Source organism: Mesobacillus jeotgali, from assembly GCF_031759225.1.
Lineage (GTDB): Bacteria > Bacillota > Bacilli > Bacillales > Cytobacillaceae > Mesobacillus > Mesobacillus jeotgali_B.
The window spans coordinates 586632-603400 of sequence record NZ_CP134494.1; the positions used below are offsets into that span (position 1 = coordinate 586632).

Below are 16769 nucleotides of genomic sequence, written 5' to 3' on the forward strand. Positions count from 1 at the left end.
AACAAACACTCAATATTCAAAAAGGACTAATTCTACCATAATAGTAGAGTAGGATACATGTCGTTAAGGTTAAGTTTGTGTAAAGATTTTTTGAAGAAAAAGAGGTGTGCAGCGTCATGACTAAGGAGAACCTGATTGAAGAAACTCGCAGAAAAATGATCATTAGCATAAAGGAAAATGGTTACTTGAATAAAAAGACCATTGAACTTAGTCAGGAATTGGACGTCTACATTTTAGAGCAACAAAAGTTCGGGATGGAACTGCTGAGGAAAAAACGGGGTAAAAGTCTGGGATGATCCATTCTTGAGCTGCAGGACTGACTACTTTTAGTTTTATAGGATATAAGAAAAAGCTAATTAAGGAGTTGAGACCATCACATGAGTCATGAGAGTCTGGGCGATATTTTGAGAATGGAAAGGCTTAAGAGGGATTTAACACAAGAAAAAGTGTGTGAAGACCTTGGGTTGAAGTTGAATACACTTAACCGCATCGAAAGCAGTAAAAGTGTCAGAGGAACGACGATCAAAAAATTGTTGAATTATTATCAGATGAATAAAGAATAATAGAGCAACAATGTATAGGTGAGGGGTTGTCCCTCTGTTTTACTATTCTAGTGGTGAATCGTTTTCCTTCAGTCCTCAAGCCCTTAAATTTCGCAACGCATTTTTTTACAAATAAATATAAGGTTACTAACAATCCTTTCAATGCAAACCGTTAAGCTGGATTGTTTTTTTTATGCAATTTTTTAAATCCCACTCATCCTTGCTCCGTTATATTCTCCTGTTTTAATCTCTGCATTTTACCAATTTGCTTAGATTGATTAACTTTTTCCCAAACTCAATTACCAGTTACCAAGAGCCGACTTGAATTTGAATTCTTGATATAAAAGGGGCAGCCCATTCTAAAATGATGTTCAAACAAATGCAACCCCCTTATTAACGGTATTGGGCTCGGTCTGATGAGGGCTCTGGGTGCAGGTAAGAAAATAACAAAGTTAGTGAAACTCCTATAAGAAATAAGTTTTTAAATGGAATTACAAATGGAATTCTCCTTCCATATCACTGTTCATCCTCCATTTTTATCGATCATTTTTCCCAAACTAAAAGACCTGTTTATGGGTTGATGATACCTGAAAATTTAGAATATACTTAATTCTGCAAGCCGGCATGCTTTACTATTTTTCAAAGGTGAGAGGAGCAATAGAATGAAGAAGAAGAGAATACTAGGATCTGCAGTACTTAGTCTAGCAATGGGTGTTTCAATGTTTGCGACAGGGGCCTTTGGAGCAGGGGTGCAAGAAAGCCAGGATACTTATCGAGTTTTAATTAAGGGTCCGAGTGCAGAACAAGCAAAAGTGAAAGAACAGTATGGCAAGCGCTGGGACTTTGGAAAGCAAGGTTTCACAACAGAAGTAAACAGCAAGCAGTATCAGGCTCTATTGAAGAATAAGAACATTGAGATCTCTCAGGTAGAGCAATATACCATAGATGCTCGCGTTGAAGGGAATGACAATGGAAAGGGGAATGGCAAGAACAAGGGTGATTACACTGCCCAGGCATCTTATCCATCTGATCAGACTCCTTGGGGAATTCAAGCAATTTATAACGATAACTACATCCAATCTACAAGCGGTGGCGATGGCATCAAGGTAGCTGTCCTTGATACAGGCATCAACCGGAATCACATAGATTTGACGGACAATGTTGAACAATGTAAAGATTTTACCCAATCGTACTCTTCCATGGTTAATGGATCATGTACTGACCGTCAAGGCCATGGCACACATGTAGCGGGAACAGCTGTTGCCAATGGTGGCTATGATGGAGCAGGAGTGTACGGAGTAGCACCTGATGCTGAACTATGGGGCTACAAGGTATTAGGCGATAATGGTTCAGGTTATTCAGATGATATCGCAGGGGCAATCCGCCATGCTGCAGATGAAGGCGTCCGTACAGGATCCAAAGTCGTCATCTCGATGTCATTAGGTTCAAGCGGCAAAGATTCCATGATTGCAAGTGCTGTTGACTATGCATACAGCAAAGGCGCATTAGTGGTTGCAGCAGCAGGCAACAGTGGCCCAAGCTCCAACACGATTGGTTATCCTGGCGCTTTAACAAATGCGATTGCGGTAGCTTCATTGGATAACACATTCGTCAATGGAACACATAAAGTCTCTGACTTCTCTTCTCGCGGAAACCCATATACTGATGGTGACTACTACATCCAGGAAAAGGACGTTGAAGTAGCTGCACCAGGCGGCGGAATTTATTCAACAGCAGTAGATGGAAACTATACAACAATGAGCGGTACATCAATGGCGACACCACATATCTCCGGCCTTGCAGCTAAGCTGTGGTCTTCGAATAAGTATTGGAGCAACTCACAGCTGCGTGCCGAAATCCAAAGACGTGCGAAGCTTTATGACATCAAAGGCGGAACAGGAGCAGCTACAGGCGATGACTATGCTTCTGGCTTTGGTTTCCCTCGTGTAAGATAAATAAACTGAAATATGCGCAAGCCATCCGGATTGAATGATCCGGATGGCTTTTTTTATTAAAATTTATCTTCTGAATTCAGTTAACTTATTCTCTGAAATCCCGATATAATGAAAGTAAAGATATCTTGAATTCAAGGTTATAATTTCTCGAAAAATATTCATTTCGTCATCACTATAAATTCTGTTCCATACATACTAAGGCATCTGCTTATGAAAGGCACTGACTGTTTGCTTCGTTCCTGCAACCATCATGACACTGCAGCAAACAATAATAGAGCGATTGAAACTCATTTTGAGCAGAAGAGTCTCCTGTTGCCATTGCAGCAGGATTTTCGTGTTAAAGTTAAGGTTTAACAGATACAAGGAGGACCCCATGAAGGAACAAAAAGAATGGAACGATATAGCTGGATTGAACAGGTTGATTTTAAAATTTTCATGGTGGATGGTCATCGTCATTATTCTTCTATCCGTAATGGGAACCTTAATCTCATTTCAATTTAATGTGGAAGGCTTTATGGGAGTAGCGGTCTCAAACGTCTTGTTACCGACAATCTATACAGTCGTGATCCTAGCTCTGACACATGTGTTATATTACATGTTCAAGCGATGGGGAGAGTATATCCTGCTCCTGGGGATTTTCGCAATTCTCCACGTTTATATCATTAACTTTCCTTTTGCGCAAGGCATTCATTATTTGCTGATTATCAGCGTTCTCATTTCTGCTTTATATTATCAAAAGGAGAAGATTTATTTTACTGGTATTTTGAGTTTGATCTCCATCTTGTCTCTTTATTTCTTCTATGAGCCTCTTTCCAGAGAACTTGAGAGAAGGGATATCTTTGCATTCATAGGGATATTCATTGGATTCGTGTTTATATCCGTCGGAATCATTTATCGCGGTCATTATTTGCTAAAGCACCTGGAAGAATCGATAAGAAATCAGGAAGAATTAATGGTACGGAATATTATGATGGACAAGGCAAGCAAAATGGATGCGCTGACCGATTTGTACAATCATAAGACGTTTCATGAATACCTCGACAGATTGATCGAGCAAAGTGATCAGAACCATTTATCCTTCCAGCTTGCGATTATTGATATTGATAATTTTAAAAAAGTGAATGACCAATTCGGTCACTGGGTAGGTGACATTGTTCTCAAGCGCGTGGGTGAACAGCTAAAGCTGAATGTCACACCAGATGATTTTGTTTCAAGGTATGGCGGCGAAGAATTTGCGGTGATTTTTACTGAAAAAAATAAACATGTATCCTACCAATTAATTGATAGTATACGGTCAAATATCAGTGAAATCGTACATCCGGAAATGGATCATAAGCCTGTCACGATTAGTGTCGGAATGTGTTCCTATGTAGCTGGTCTCGGAAAGGAAAGCTTCTTCAAAGCTGCAGATGATAGCTTGTATGAAGCAAAGAGGAACGGCAAGAATCAAACAGTAGTGGCGAAGATCTCCTAAGATTGAACGCCTATTAAAATGAACCCTGTGCAAGGGGCTCTTAATGAGAGTCTGCTGCACAGGGTCTTTTTGTTTGGTTTATATTCATTTACAGTCTTTATACTGAATTTTTACAAAACTCTGGTTATCTCTTAATAATTTCCATTTAATCTATTACTAGATTCAAAAAATACATAGGATGAGGAGAGATGAGGTATGACTGATCAAAATACGAATAGCGGCTTGAACAGAAGGGATTTCTTAAAAGCAGGCGGGATGGGCGCGCTTGCCCTTACTCTTGGCAGCACTGGAGTGATGGGCCTAAGTTCCACAGCCCTAGCGGATTCTGCAAATAAGCCAACCAGCGGATTTGGCGGGTATGGAGAGTTGATTCCAGATCCTAATGGCATTCTCGATCTTCCAAGAGGCTTCCATTACAAAATCATCTCCAGAGAAGGCGACTTGATGACAGACGGAACCAAGATTCCTGGTGCTTTTGATGGAATGGCGGCGTTTGAAGGACAGAACAACACGACGATCCTTGTCCGCAATCATGAGTTATCATCCGGTCCCGCTTTTGGGAAAAATCCTTATGATGCAAATGCCCAGGGCGGGACGACCGCTCTGGTTGTTGGGGCAAATCGTAATGTGATCAAAGAATATGTAACGTCTTCAGGAACGATCCGAAATTGCGCAGGCGGTGCGACACCTTGGGGCACTTGGCTGACTTGCGAGGAAAACCGTTCCGACGGACATGGATATGTATTCGAAGTAGATCCAACACAGCCTGAAAACGATATGTCCAAAACGCCAATCAAGGAAATGGGCCGCTTTTCACACGAAGCATGTGCCATTGACCCAGCGACAGGATATGTTTACTTAACCGAAGATGCGAGCCCGAGCTTCCTGTACCGTTTTATCCCGAATGACTTGAGCCAAAAGCCAGGTGCGCTGCAAAAAGGCGGCAAGTTGTATGCCGCTGCGATTGAGGAGGTTGCAGACCCATCTGCCAGCACATTTAAAACAGGACAAACTTTTAAAATTGTGTGGAAGGAAGTTGATCCGCATTGGTGCCGTGAAGAAGCTGCTGCGAAAAATTGCATTGTGTTCTCCAGACTTGAGGGAGCCTTCTTCCAGGAAGGGGTCTTCTGGTTCGATGACACCTCTGCGGGTGAAAAGAAACTTGGCCGCGTTTATCGTTATGTCCCTCACACGAATACATTGGAGCTCTTCTATGAGGGAAATGACGCAAGGCAAATGGAATATCCGGACAATATTTGCTGTACCCCTTGGGGCGACCTTTGGTATGCAGAAGATGGTTCTGGCCAGGACCGGATAATGGGGATCACTCCGGAAGGCAAGGTTTATCCTTTTGCCGCCAACCGTTTAAGCGGTTCTGAATTGGCTGGCCCAACCTTCTCGCCAGATGGAAATACGCTTTTCGTCAATATTCAAAGCCCTGGCAAAACGTTTGCGATTTGGGGGCCATTCCAGCGCCGTAATTCTGCACGTGCAAGGGAAATGTCATTTGCTGCACCAGCCAATCTTGCACCGCAGGTTTCTGAAAAAGTGGCAAAGGCAGCCAAGGTGCAAGGAATGTCCATCCTCGAAGCAGCAGCGTTTGAGCGCCACGGAGTAAAAATGTAACAAATTCATAAAAAAGATGTAAGCTGAACACTTTGTATGGTTTACATCTTTTTTAACATCATGAAGTTTTGCTGGTGAGCACGTGAAATGGAGGTCTTGTAAATGTTACAGAATATAGGAATACCGGGTTTGATTCTTGTCCTTGTCATAGCTTTAATTATTTTTGGTCCATCTAAGCTGCCTGAAATCGGCCGTGCGTTTGGATCGACTTTAAAAGAGTTCAAAAAATCAACACGTGAATTGGTTGCCGATGACGAGTCGAAAAAAGAGGATGAAAACAAAAGAAGTGTAACTCAATAAGAAATTGAAGAAGATGCAGGTAGCTACCATACTTTCATCTTCTTTTTTTAGAGGTGATTTTGTGGATGAAAAACAGATGAATTTAGTAGGCCACTTGAGTGAGTTGCGGAAACGGGTGATGATCATCGTTGGTAGTTTTATGCTCATTGTCATGGTGGCTTTGATGTATGCGAAAAATATATACCATTGGCTGGTTCAGGATTTATCAATAAAATTAGCCGTTCTCGGCCCAAGTGATATTTTGTGGGTGTATTTGATGCTTGCAGCTGTGATAGCCCTAGCAGGTACGATTCCGATTGCAGCTCATCAAATCTGGCTTTTTGTAAGGCCTGCCTTATCAGAAAAAGAGAAAAAAGTAACAGTAGCCTACATACCGGCACTATTCCTGCTCTTCATAGCGGGCGTTTGCTTCGGATATTTTGTCATTTTTCCGCTGGTGTTTCAATTCCTGCTATCCCTGTCAGAAGACATGTTCATGGAGTTTTTTACAACAGAGAAGTACTTTCGGTTTTTAATCCATATGGTCCTGCCCTTTGGTTTTTTATTCGAGCTGCCTGTCGTCATCATGTTCTTGACGAGTCTGGGTGTATTGAATCCATACCGATTGCAAAAGGCGAGAAAGTACTCTTATTTCATCTTGATTGTAACAGCTGTTCTCATAACGCCCCCAGATCTTTTGTCAGATATACTCGTCATCATTCCGCTGCTATTTTTGTACGAATGCAGTGTGATATTATCGAAGATTGTTTACCGACGAAAACAGGGATCTGAATTATCAGCTGCATAAGTTATCTAATGATTCGAGCTTGGTTCCCCCCGACATTATCCAATGAATGAGAATAGTTAAAGACCGATATTTAAATAATAAGCAGAAATAACTATTCTTTTGGGGGATTGGCTGTTGGAACCACAAACTATTTTTGTGCTTATTTCTAGCTTGGTTTTTTCAATAGTGGCTTATGTGATTCCAAAAAAAATGAAACACTATGAAATTTATGCAACTTCACTATTTGCCGCATTATTTGGGTTGTTTGTTGATTCAATTTTAGCTATAAAATATAAATTCTATGTACTCGATGAGCCAGGAATACAAATTCCGCCATTAGTCGGGCAAGTAGTTCTATATTCCACGACCAGCATCATACTCTTGAATTTATTTCCTTATGAAAGACCGGCAATTTGGCGATTAGCTTACATCCTAACTTTTGCTTTACTAGCTGTAGCATTTGAGCTGCTATCTTTTCGTTTCGGATTTATTAAGTATAATGAGTGGAAAATTTGGTATTCGGCTCTGTCTTACCCATTTCTGATTTATCTCCTCGTTTTGCAATACAGATTTTTTCAATGGCTGGTGAAGCGGGGGCATAGCGATGGATTTATTGCTCATAAATCATAAGAAAATTTCTAAGACAGCGAAAATCGATTCGCTGTCTTATTTTAATTAATGTCGAAATTTAAAATGGGTACCTGAAGGATTCATCAGCTTTTTGTCGATATTTCCCGGGAAAGGGGGAGAATTCATTCTTCCTTGGACATGGCATTATAATGCTTAAGACTTTTAAACCGCTTCTTCTTTTTCATATACTTTTCGTTCAGGACGAGTACTTTCCCGTTCTCGGCAGGTGAAAATTTGCGGTAGACGGATTTGTATTTTTCAAAGGCTAAGTGACCGGAAATATAAACAGGTAAAATGATGGCGATCAGAATCAGGATGTCCCGGAGGATATGAATTTGTTGCCCGAAAACATATCTTGTCATAACGACTTGGGATGCAAAAGCCACCATTAAGATAATCACCACATTGCAGATGTGGAAAGGGAAAAACTCCTTTCCTCTGAGGAACATCCGCTCCAGTTCATACTTAAAAAAGAGGGAAATAAATGCTGAAATCACAATGAAAATTAGGGAAATGATAAACGCCATTTAGCCCGGCCTCCTTCGTGGATGATTCCTTTTTCGGTATTGTAACATATTGGAATGTTATCTGGGAGGGAAGGGGAACCTTATTCTCCGTCTTACTATTAAGGCGTTATCATTCAAAATAGAGGTTGTGTTCAAAATGGCAAATAAAAAGAATCAGGATGGCTTTGTGAGTAACGAGGATAAAAAGTCTCTGGAGGATTTGCAAAAACATTGTTTTCGCCGCTGTTCACATTGTGGGAATTAATTTGGCTATTTTTTTGGATGAAAAGTTTCGATTACAATAATCTGATTGGTGCCCAAAAACTCCAGAAACAAGAAAAAGAGGTCACCAATAAGCCCGATTGGTGCCCTAAAAATCCAGAAATAAGAAAAAGAGGTCACCAATAAGCCCGATTGGTGCCCTAAAAATCCAGAAACAAGAAATAGAGGTCACCAATGAAGCGGATTGGTGCCCAAAAAATCCAGAAACAAGAAAAAGAGGACACCAATGAAGCAAGTAAGCTAACTAACTCTCTCTCTGCCTCTATCACCCCTACTAATTCTGGTATATAGAAAATACTTCCTTTAAAATAGAGAGGATAGAAGTGGAAGTGTGGTGGTTATGGTGTTAAAGCTTTTGCTGATTGAGGATGATGCGTCCTTGTTCCATGAGATTCGGGAGCGGTTGACTCAGTGGTCGTATGAGGTGCATGGGGTGACGGATTTTGGGGATGTGATGGGTGATTTTACGAGAGTGAGGCCTGACTTGGTGATCATCGATATCCAGCTGCCTAGGTTTGATGGGTTTCATTGGTGTCGGATGATCCGGTCGCATTCGAATGTGCCGATTATTTTCCTGTCTTCACGGGACCACCCTACGGATATGGTCATGTCGATGCAGCTCGGGGCGGATGATTTTGTCCAAAAGCCGTTCCACTTTGAGGTGCTGATTGCTAAAATCCAGGCGATCTTGCGCCGTGCCTACAATTATAATGCGGTACAGAACCAGTTGAAGACATGGTGCGGGGCGACGGTTGATTATGATAAAAATACAGTTGAAAATGAGATGGGCCGGATTGAATTGACGAAGAATGAAATCTTTATTTTAAAGCTGCTGATTGAGCAGAAAAACAAGATTGTCAGCCGTGATGAGGTGATGAACAGCTTGTGGGATGACAAGCGGTTCATCAGCGACAATACGCTGACAGTCAACGTTAATCGTCTTCGGAAAAAGCTGGATGAGATTGGTTTGGGCAGTAAAATTGAAACGAAGATTGGACAGGGATATATGGCCGTTGAAGAGGAACAGGCCTGATGTTCATGACCTATCTAAGGGAACGGCGGAGCTGGATTCTGCTATTCTTGCTGCTTCAATTCCTTGTCGTTTTTATCGCTTATATTGATTCCGCTGTTTCTATACAATCTGCTCTTTATTATGTTTTTCTGTCAGCACTTATATTTTTGATTTTTCTCCTGATCCGTTACCAAAAAGAAGTGAAGTTTTATCAGGAGCTGGAAGAAGCGGAGGACCTTCCCGATTTTTCAGAAAGGGAGCAGCTCAGTCCGTTTGAAGGAATGGTAGCCGAGAGCATCACACATCATTTTGAGGCGCTGAAAAAAACTGTTTCCGAAAGTGAGCACAGGCTGGATGAGGAAAAGGATGAACTGCTTTCCTGGATTCATGAAGTGAAAACGCCGCTGACGGCTTTGAGATTGATGATTGACCGGCTAGAGGATCAGGCGCTGAAAAAGGAAATGACTTATGAATGGCTGCGCATCCATCTTTTATTGGACCAGCAGCTGCATCAAAAGCGAATTCCGTTCATGGAGAATGACTTGTATATTGAACAGACCTATCTGGAGAGTGTGATCTTCGGAGAGGTCAAAACATTACAGTCATGGTGCATCCAAAAAGGGATTGGCTTCGAGATTGACCTGGAGTACAACGAGGTGATGACGGATGCCAAATGGCTCGCGTTTATTTTACGGCAGCTGTTGACGAATGCTGTGAAATATAGCGATGCTTCTGATGTCCAGATTAAAAGTGAACAGCGGGATGGACAGATGATCCTGAAGATTGCGGATAAGGGAAGAGGGATTGACTCCAGGGATCTCCCGCGGATTTTTGAAAAAGGATTTACATCCACTGCCCACCATCAGGATCATGCCGCAACCGGAATGGGCTTATACCTTGCAAGGAAAGCGGCCCAGCCGCTGAAAATCAGGATTGATGTGGAATCAGCACCAGGCAAGGGAAGCACGTTCACTCTTACCTTCCCGAAAAGCAATGAATTTGTCGAAATAACAGGCATGTGACAAAAGTGTCACATGCCTTTGCTCATTTGTTAGCTGAATCGAAGGAAGGGATAGAGACAGGATTTTATAATGAAATTATCAAAGAAAGGGTGTGCGGATATGATTTTACTGGAAGCTGCTAAACTTCATAAAACATATGGAAATAAATTTAATAAACAGGAAGTGTTGAAAGGGCTCGACCTGAAAATTTTCAAAGGAGAGTTTGTGAGCATCATGGGTGCCTCCGGCTCGGGGAAAACGACGCTGCTGAATGTTCTTTCCTCAATCGACCGGGTGTCCAACGGATCGATCAAGATTGAAGGAAAAGACATTACCGGGATGAAGGAGAAGCAGCTGGCTGAATTCCGTAAAGAGCATTTGGGCTTCTTGTTCCAGGATTACAATCTGCTCGACACACTGACGGTGAAGGAAAATATCCTTTTACCGCTCTCGGTCAGCAAGACGCCGAGGAAAGAAGCGAATCAAAGATTCGAAAAGATTGCCAGTGAACTGGGTATTATCGACCTGAAGGATAAGTATCCGAATGAAATTTCCGGCGGGCAAAAGCAGCGGACATCGGCTGCACGCGCTTTTATCCATGATCCAAGTATCATTTTTGCCGATGAACCGACGGGTGCACTTGATTCAAAATCGGCGTCAGACTTGTTGAACAAACTGAGTGACTTGAACCAAAAACGGCAGGCGACAATCCTGATGGTCACTCACGATCCTGTTGCGGCAAGCTATTGCGGCCGGGTTATTTTTATCAAGGATGGCCTGATTTACACAGAATTGAACAAAGGCGACCAGACGAGACAGGAGTTTTTCAAGGATATCATGAAAACCCAGAGCGTATTGGGCGGTGTGCACCATGAGCGTTAATCAACTCATCCTCCGCAATTTGAAAAAGAACCTGAAAAACTATTACTTGTATGTATTTGCGCTGATGTTCAGTGTCGCGCTTTACTTCGCATTCGTCACTCTCCAATATGACCCGTCCATGGATGAAACAAAGGGTTCGATCAAAGGGGCGGCTGCGATAAAGGCTGCATCTGTCCTGCTTGTCGGAATCGTCGCCATTTTCCTGACTTACGCAAATGCGATTTTTATCAAAAGGAGAAGCAAGGAAATCGGTCTATTCCAACTCGTGGGGATGACGAAGGGCAAGATTTTCCGGATTCTGAGTGTCGATAACTTTCTGTTATATTTTGGATCTTTGCTGGCAGGCGTTTTCCTCGGGTTCTCCATCTCCAAGCTGATCATGATGATCCTGTTCAAGCTCACGCAAGTCGACGGGATTGCGAAGTTGCATTTTTCCGGCACAGCCCTGGTGCAGACACTGATTGTTTTTTCACTGATCTACGTCTTGCTGCTGGTGCTGAACTTCATTTTTATAAAAAGACAAAGCATCCTGAGCTTATTCAGGGTGGTATCAAAAACGGAAGGCCGGGTAAAGAAAATCTCTTTCTGGGAGATGCTGATCGGTGTCCTAGGCATCGGGCTGATTGGAATCGGCTATTTTGTATCCTCCATGCTATTCGAAGGGGACTTCACGTCCGTGAACGAACTCTTTTCAGCCATGGTGTTCATTTTAGCTTCGGTCATCTTCGGAACCTATCTGTTTTACAAAGGATCTGTCAGCTTCATCGCCAATATCATCCGGAAAAAGAAGGATGGCTATCTGAATATTAATGAGGTGCTTTCGCTATCCTCGATCATGTTCAGGATGAAGTCGAATGCGCTGTTGTTGACGATTATCACGACGGTATCGGCATTGGCGATCGGATTATTGTCGCTAAGCTATATCTCTTATTATTCTGCGGAGCAGACTGCGAAAAGTATGGTCCCAGACAACTTTGCCTTTGTGGATGAGAAGTCTGCCGCGAATTTTATGGAGGAATTGAAATCGAAGGGTATCAATTTTACCGAAAAAAGGATTGAGGTCCTTCAAGCGGTACTGAACGCAAATGACATCATTGGGCTGAAAATGGATGGATACACACAGGACCCGCGAGCCATGAGTGTGTCGGTCATCAGCGAAAAGTCTGATGGCCAAAAGGAAGTCAGTAAGGATGAAGCCTACATGACAGGCTACAATGATATCATGATGAAATTCATCTCCATGAAGGACTCAGGGCCGATTGAGATCATCGGGAAAGATCACACCATCCCGCTGCAGTATACTGGAATGGAGAAAGAATATCCGGTGTCCCGGTATTTCGGGGGATCTCCTGTAGCCGTGGTGGATGAGACTGTTTTCGAGAAGCTGAAGAAGGATGTGGACCCTGAAATTCAAAAAGGCTCTTCACTATATATCGGGATTGAGATTCAGGATGAAGACGATTCGGAGAGAGCGAATGACCTGTTCAATGAAAATAAATACCATGAAGCTAATATGAATGAATCACGCCTGGACAGTGAAAATATCCAAAAGAAACAGATGGGGCTTACGATGTTCATTGTCGGTTTCCTAGGACTGACCTTCCTTGTCACATCAGGCTGCATTCTTTATTTCAAGCAAATGGACCAGACAGAAGACGAAAAACCGAATTATACGATTTTACGAAAACTTGGGTTCACCCAGGGCGATTTGCTGAGAGGCATCCAGGCAAAGCAAGCGTTCAACTTCGGCATCCCGCTAGCAATCGGGCTGCTGCACAGCTATTTTGCCGTCAAGTCAGGCTGGTTCTTCTTCGGCACTGAACTATGGTGGCCGATGCTGATTGTCATGGGACTTTATACAGCACTGTACTCCATCTTTGCTGTACTATCGGTGGCGCATTCAAAGAAAGTCATTCGGGAATCGCTTTAAATGTAAGTAACTCCGAAGCACAGGAACGTATCCTGTGCTTTTTCTGTGCGCCCGGCATGGGTGCAGTCTATAGGGTGTAAGTCCCGAGCCATGAAGGCAGTAGTAGTGGTTAGCTTAACGCAAGGGTGTCCGCGGTGACGCGGAATCTGAAGGAAGCGAGCGGCAAACCTCCGGTCTGAGGAACACGAACTTCATATAAGGCTAGGTACCATTGGATGAGTTTGCAGAACAAAACAAAGTCCTTACTGCCGAAGGTGGTACAGAGTAAATGAAGCAGATAGATGGAGGGAAAGACTGTACTCTTACCCGGGGAGGTCTGATTGGAAAGCCAAGTACACTTGGTAACCTATCTAGCAATAGATAGCTGAACAATCAGAAGTCAGCAGAGGTCATAGTACTTTACCGGCTCGAGACGGTAAGGGAAGGACTGAACAATTAGGAAGAACGAGAACTAGGCATACAATTCCTGTGTAGAAGCAGACAATCCGAAAGGACTTACTTGAAGGAGGAAGTGGTGAATCCACAGGGGACTTCATGAGGGTGGAGCAGGAATAACATAATTAGATTTCTACGTTCACGTCGAAAGGAAATATCACATGTTAATGAATCTGATTCTATCACGGGAAAACTTAATAGAAGCACTTAAACGTGTGGAGAAGAACAAAGGGAGTCACGGCATAGATGGAATGTCCGTAAAATCCCTACGAAGACATCTCTATGAGAACTGGGACACCCTTTGTGATTCTTTAAGGAAAGGTACCTATCAACCTAACCCAGTACGTCGAGTCGAAATCCCGAAACCGAACGGTGGAGTAAGGTTACTTGGAATACCTACCGTGATAGATCGTTTCATCCAACAGGCAATCGCCCAAGTTTTAACTCCGCTTTTTGACCCAACCTTCTCGGAACATAGTTATGGGTTTAGGCCAAGCCGAAGAGGCCATGACGCTGTACGTAAAGCAAGGGGATATATAAGTGAAGGTTACAGATGGGTGATTGACATGGACTTGGAGAAGTTCTTTGACAAAGTGAATCATGACAAGCTGATGGGGATATTGGCAAGCAGAATCCAAGACCGATTGGTCTTGAAGCTAATTCGAAAATATCTCCAAGCAGGAATCATGATAAATGGTGTAGTCTACGATGCAGAAGAAGGAACACCACAAGGAGGTCCCCTGAGCCCTCTTCTTTCGAATATACTTTTGGATAAGCTTGATAAAGAACTAGAAAGGAGAGGTCACAAGTTTGTCCGATACGCCGATGATTGTAATATTTACATGAAATCGAAGAAAGCTGGAGAACGAGTAATGAACTCCATTACATGCTTCATTGAGCAGAAATTAAAGCTCAAAGTAAACAGAGGGAAATCAGCGGTTGACCGCCCGTGGAAACGAAAATTCCTTGGCTTTAGCTTTACGGTTAATAAGAAACCGAAGGTTCGAATAGCCAACGAAAGTGTTAAAAGGCTAAAAGCTAAAATACGAAAGTTAACATCCCGTTCTAAACCAATCCCCATGGAAGTTAGAATTGAGAAATTGAATCAATTTCTAACGGGATGGTGTGGATATTTTGCATTAGCTGATACACCAAGTAAATTCAAAGAATTTGATGAGTGGATTAGAAGAAGACTCCGTATGATTGAATGGAAACAATGGAAGAACCCGAAGACAAGAGTAAGAAAACTCAAAAGTCTTGGCGTTCCAGACCAAAAGGCATACGAATGGGGAAATTCCAGAAAGAAATTTTGGAGAATTGCCTCAAGTCCAATCTTACACAAAACCCTCGATAACTCTTATTGGAGTCATCGAGGGCTCAAAAGTCTATATCAAAGATATGAATTTCTACGTCACACTTAATTGAACCGCCGTATACCGAACGGTACGTACGGTGGTGTGAGAGGTCGGGGGTTAGTCACCCCCTCCTACTCGATTTTACTGGAAAAATTATTCTCTTACGAAACTAGGTTAATTGCACGGGAAAAGCTGATAATTGCACCAATCCCATCAATAATTGCGTGAAAACAGCCTGTAATTGCACAGAAAAGAGCATTAATTGCACTATTAAACAAATTTTACCAGGATAATACATCCCTATGAAACTTTATATTGGTTGATTCGTATATAGAGAAGACAAAAATAAAAGGGGATTTTTCTATGGGGAATATCATTCTATTTGCACTTTTGGTTGGATTGGCTTCTGCTCTCATTCTTACTCCTTTTTCTAAAGGAGTCGAGAAGGACAGGAAAATGACATCTGCCTTTTTGATTGCTGCGATTGTCCTTTTCACGGTTGGGACTTTTGGATTTTATTATGCCTTTAATTTGGATCGTAACTTATCTTCTCTATGGCCGTTTGCGATTGTGCTTACATTTGGCGGAACGTTTTTTGCGGCTGGGAAGGAAAGGATGGTTAAAGGAATTCTATTTCTGGCAGTCCTTCTCGTTGGTGCGTACTTCATGATTGCCTTTCTTTTTAACGCCGAGGAAAAATATGAATCTGCGAAAATGGGGGAAAAGACGGAGATTTCAACTTTTGATGAAAAAGAAACCCCGGCTAGTGTCCCTCCGCAGTTTGCGCGTAATAAGATGAAGAAGGCGTTCGGCCAGGTTCCGAATACGAGTTATTATGAGCTGGGTAGCCTGCAAATCCAGAAGGTCATTGGAGAATATGTCTATATTGCCCCTGTTGAGTTTTCAGGATTTTTCAAGTGGTGGAATGGCGAATCTACACCGGGATATTTTACAGTGAGCGCCACTGATTCATCAGCAAATCCAAAATTCATGAAGTCGAAAATGATTTACACACCATCTTCTTACTTTAATAAAAATCTCGAACGTCATATCCGGATGCAGTATCCTGAGTCTATTTTTTACGGAGACTCGCAACTCGAGGTTGATGATGAAGGAAAACCTTTCTATATCAGGACTTATGGTGAGTTCATCTCAGCCAGGAATGGTTTTGATGTAAAAGGGGTCGTCGTTGTGGATCCGGAATCCGGGAAGACGAAATCCTATGGTTTGGCCGATGTTCCTGAATTCATTGACGGTGCTGTTTCTCCTGAGGCGGTCAGTCTGCAGAACAGTTATTTCGGGAATTATGTCCATGGCTATTGGAACAGCGTGTTCGGCAAGACAGATGTGAGGCTGCCTTCAGATGAAGGGACCGAGGCACAGGTCAGCCCGATATTCGACGAAAATGGCGATATGTATTATTTCACCGATTTTACCAGCCCGAAAGAAGGGGTCGACTCGATGCTCGGTTATGCGCTGACAAACTCGCGCACGGGGAAGGCGACCTTCTATACCGGTAATCTTGAAGAGTCCTATATGGATTCCGAAGGGGCTTTGCAGATTATCGAAAAGAAATTCATCGAGAAAAAATGGCACGGTGAAATGCCGATCATCTATAATTTCTATGGCGAGGCAAGCTGGTTGTCAGGTGTACTTGATTCGAACGGCTTCCTGCAAAACTACTTTATCGTGTCAGCAGCAAACCCGGAGATTTCCGTGTATGGCAACACTCCAAACGAAGCATTGAAAAAGTTTAAGACCGCTCTCCAGCATGGCGGCGGAACAGTGGATGGCAATTCGAAGGCAGAGGAAAAGCAAACGAGCGGAACCGTACTGCGCGTCTACAAAGAAAAAACAGGCGACTACACGATTGTTTCCATCCTGCTGGATAACAAAAAGAACTACATCATTTCATCAGAAACGAACCCACTGGCGATTTATGTAAAAGAAGGCGACCAGGTCAATATCAAATACAGTGATACAGGCGAAACCTTCCTGCCAGTGAAAGAGTTAGTGATCCAGGGATTAGAATAAAGAGAAATCGCCTGCCCTCCGGTATGGATGTTAGACCGG

15 protein-coding genes are annotated in these 16769 nt (G+C 42.7%); 14 read left to right on the forward strand and 1 reads right to left on the reverse strand.

Translation table 11 applies throughout. The annotated features are described in order from the left end of the window. The first annotated feature begins 116 nt into the window (after positions 1 to 116). The 8 genes from RH061_RS02980 (at position 117) to RH061_RS03015 (ending at position 7293) form a co-directional block, all read left to right on the forward strand. Complete coding sequence (locus tag RH061_RS02980; protein WP_311073832.1) at positions 117 to 296, forward strand: aspartyl-phosphate phosphatase Spo0E family protein; 180 nt, start codon at positions 117 to 119, stop codon at positions 294 to 296. An 81-nt stretch (positions 297 to 377) separates the two neighbouring features. Continuing rightward, positions 378 to 563 (forward strand): helix-turn-helix domain-containing protein, encoded by a 186-nt coding sequence (locus RH061_RS02985; RefSeq protein WP_311073834.1) that lies wholly within the window; start codon positions 378 to 380, stop codon positions 561 to 563. 641 nt (positions 564 to 1204) lie between these two features. Then, a complete protein-coding gene (locus tag RH061_RS02990; RefSeq protein ID WP_311073835.1) occupies positions 1205 to 2497 on the forward strand; it encodes a S8 family peptidase in 1293 nt (430 codons plus the stop codon). A 373-nt stretch (positions 2498 to 2870) separates the two neighbouring features. Further along, positions 2871 to 3971, forward strand: coding sequence for a GGDEF domain-containing protein (locus RH061_RS02995; protein ID WP_311073837.1), 1101 nt, complete (start codon positions 2871 to 2873; stop codon positions 3969 to 3971). A 195-nt stretch (positions 3972 to 4166) separates the two neighbouring features. Further along, complete coding sequence (locus RH061_RS03000) at positions 4167 to 5597, forward strand: alkaline phosphatase PhoX (RefSeq protein WP_311073838.1); 1431 nt, start codon at positions 4167 to 4169, stop codon at positions 5595 to 5597. 102 nt (positions 5598 to 5699) lie between these two features. Further along, positions 5700 to 5897: a twin-arginine translocase TatA/TatE family subunit gene (locus tag RH061_RS03005; protein ID WP_311073839.1), complete on the forward strand. Its 198-nt coding sequence runs from the start codon at positions 5700 to 5702 to the stop codon at positions 5895 to 5897. Between the two features lie 61 nt (positions 5898 to 5958). After that, entirely contained in the window at positions 5959 to 6684 is a 726-nt protein-coding gene (gene tatC / locus RH061_RS03010; protein ID WP_311073840.1) for a twin-arginine translocase subunit TatC, read from the forward strand. 114 nt (positions 6685 to 6798) lie between these two features. Then, positions 6799 to 7293 (forward strand): CBO0543 family protein, encoded by a 495-nt coding sequence (locus RH061_RS03015; protein WP_311073841.1) that lies wholly within the window; start codon positions 6799 to 6801, stop codon positions 7291 to 7293. A gap of 122 nt (positions 7294 to 7415) precedes the next feature. Here RH061_RS03015 and RH061_RS03020 read toward each other — a convergent pair whose 3' ends face one another. Next, positions 7416 to 7820, reverse strand: a complete 405-nt coding sequence (locus RH061_RS03020; RefSeq protein WP_311073843.1) for a hypothetical protein — start codon at positions 7818 to 7820, stop codon at positions 7416 to 7418. A 604-nt stretch (positions 7821 to 8424) separates the two neighbouring features. On the opposite strand from RH061_RS03020, the gene RH061_RS03025 reads away from it, so the two are divergent. From RH061_RS03025 to RH061_RS03050, 6 genes are all read left to right on the forward strand, one after another. After that, a complete protein-coding gene (locus RH061_RS03025) occupies positions 8425 to 9114 on the forward strand; it encodes a response regulator (RefSeq protein ID WP_311076246.1) in 690 nt (229 codons plus the stop codon). Then, the gene (locus tag RH061_RS03030; protein ID WP_311073845.1) at positions 9114 to 10115 is read left to right on the forward strand and encodes a sensor histidine kinase; all 1002 of its coding nucleotides are present in this window, start codon (positions 9114 to 9116) and stop codon (positions 10113 to 10115) included. The genes RH061_RS03025 and RH061_RS03030 overlap by 1 nt, the downstream gene beginning before the upstream one ends. A gap of 99 nt (positions 10116 to 10214) precedes the next feature. Continuing rightward, entirely contained in the window at positions 10215 to 10976 is a 762-nt protein-coding gene (locus RH061_RS03035; RefSeq protein ID WP_311073846.1) for an ABC transporter ATP-binding protein, read from the forward strand. Then, positions 10966 to 12906, forward strand: a complete 1941-nt coding sequence (locus RH061_RS03040) for an ABC transporter permease (RefSeq protein ID WP_311073848.1) — start codon at positions 10966 to 10968, stop codon at positions 12904 to 12906. The genes RH061_RS03035 and RH061_RS03040 overlap by 11 nt, the downstream gene beginning before the upstream one ends. Positions 12907 to 13502: 596 nt before the next feature. Continuing rightward, a complete protein-coding gene (gene ltrA, locus RH061_RS03045) occupies positions 13503 to 14762 on the forward strand; it encodes a group II intron reverse transcriptase/maturase (RefSeq protein ID WP_311070432.1) in 1260 nt (419 codons plus the stop codon). A 297-nt stretch (positions 14763 to 15059) separates the two neighbouring features. Next, entirely contained in the window at positions 15060 to 16730 is a 1671-nt protein-coding gene (locus RH061_RS03050) for a hypothetical protein (protein ID WP_311073850.1), read from the forward strand. Positions 16731 to 16769 lie beyond the last annotated feature (39 nt).

Coding starts and splice junctions, on each gene's coding strand:
- RH061_RS02980 (WP_311073832.1), top strand. CDS start 117: ATGACTAAGGAGAACCTGATTGAAGAAACTCGCAGAAAAATGATCATT.
- RH061_RS02985 (WP_311073834.1), top strand. CDS start 378: ATGAGTCATGAGAGTCTGGGCGATATTTTGAGAATGGAAAGGCTTAAG.
- RH061_RS02990 (WP_311073835.1), top strand. CDS start 1,205: ATGAAGAAGAAGAGAATACTAGGATCTGCAGTACTTAGTCTAGCAATG.
- RH061_RS02995 (WP_311073837.1), top strand. CDS start 2,871: ATGAAGGAACAAAAAGAATGGAACGATATAGCTGGATTGAACAGGTTG.
- RH061_RS03000 (WP_311073838.1), top strand. CDS start 4,167: ATGACTGATCAAAATACGAATAGCGGCTTGAACAGAAGGGATTTCTTA.
- RH061_RS03005 (WP_311073839.1), top strand. CDS start 5,700: ATGTTACAGAATATAGGAATACCGGGTTTGATTCTTGTCCTTGTCATA.
- RH061_RS03020 (WP_311073843.1), bottom strand. CDS start 7,820: ATGGCGTTTATCATTTCCCTAATTTTCATTGTGATTTCAGCATTTATT.
- RH061_RS03030 (WP_311073845.1), top strand. CDS start 9,114: ATGTTCATGACCTATCTAAGGGAACGGCGGAGCTGGATTCTGCTATTC.
- RH061_RS03035 (WP_311073846.1), top strand. CDS start 10,215: ATGATTTTACTGGAAGCTGCTAAACTTCATAAAACATATGGAAATAAA.
- RH061_RS03040 (WP_311073848.1), top strand. CDS start 10,966: ATGAGCGTTAATCAACTCATCCTCCGCAATTTGAAAAAGAACCTGAAA.
- ltrA (WP_311070432.1), top strand. CDS start 13,503: ATGTTAATGAATCTGATTCTATCACGGGAAAACTTAATAGAAGCACTT.
- RH061_RS03050 (WP_311073850.1), top strand. CDS start 15,060: ATGGGGAATATCATTCTATTTGCACTTTTGGTTGGATTGGCTTCTGCT.